The 891-nt window shown below is 39.1% G+C and carries 1 protein-coding gene; it reads left to right on the top strand.

The window, feature by feature from the left end:
* Window positions 1-473: 473 nt before the first annotated feature.
* Window positions 474-891, top strand: a 418-nt coding sequence (locus tag ACS8FD_RS18185; protein ID WP_439276882.1) for an alanine:cation symporter family protein, incomplete at its 3' end; no start/stop codon positions are given.

The raw sequence follows: 891 nt of genomic DNA, 5'->3' as shown, positions 1-891 counted from the left end.
ATAAAATGAATAACGAGTAAGATATCCAATATCATAGGGCGATCCGTTGTTGTTTTTTTGAATGCGTTGTCGAGTTGAGTGAGGTGCTTAGTATAACTTACTCTAAACATTGGTGTGGTTAGCAAACGGTTAAGGCAGTAGGCTTGTTGTGTTAGGCAGTAGCGAATGGAGTATTTTAATGGTAAAGAATACTATCGTCATGCACATTTTTATGACATCACACTTAAATATATGCTAATCCAAACAAAACCGATGAAAAAACTGTCTAGTAATATTTTAAAAATTATGCCAAATTGCAGTGACTCAATTATACGCTGTTATTTTCATCTAAATACCAGCGGTATTTATAGCGCACTAAGTAGTTAAAACAATAATCATCGTTCATTTATAGTGATAAAGAGGCGATTAATCTTTATCTTGATAGCAATGTTAAAACCAACACTGTTAAGCAAAGCAGTATTAGGAACAGATACATGGAAGATTTCGTCAATACAATAAACGGCATCATTTGGAGCTCAGCGCTAATTTACTTGTGTTTAGGAGCTGGTCTATTCTTCTCAATAGTGACACGGTTTGCACAAGTACGTCTCTTTGGAGAAATGATACGTCTGATATTTAAAAGCAAAGCAAGTCGCAATGGTATCTCTTCCTTTCAGGCCTTGACCTTATCGTTAGCAGGACGTGTGGGAATGGGTAACATAGCAGGCGTGGCTGCAGCTATCGGCTTTGGTGGACCAGGCGCTGTATTTTGGATGTGGGTAGTTGGGTTTTTAGGGGCGACTACGGCTTATATCGAGGCGACACTAGCGCAGATATATAAAGAAAAAGATGCGACGACTGGAGAGTATCGCGGTGGTCCTGCTTATTATTTTGAAAAGGCGCTGGGACAAC

The sequence above is a fragment of the Psychrobacter sp. 1U2 genome, from assembly GCF_051847575.1.
This window is presented reverse-complemented; position numbering and strand designations above follow the sequence as displayed.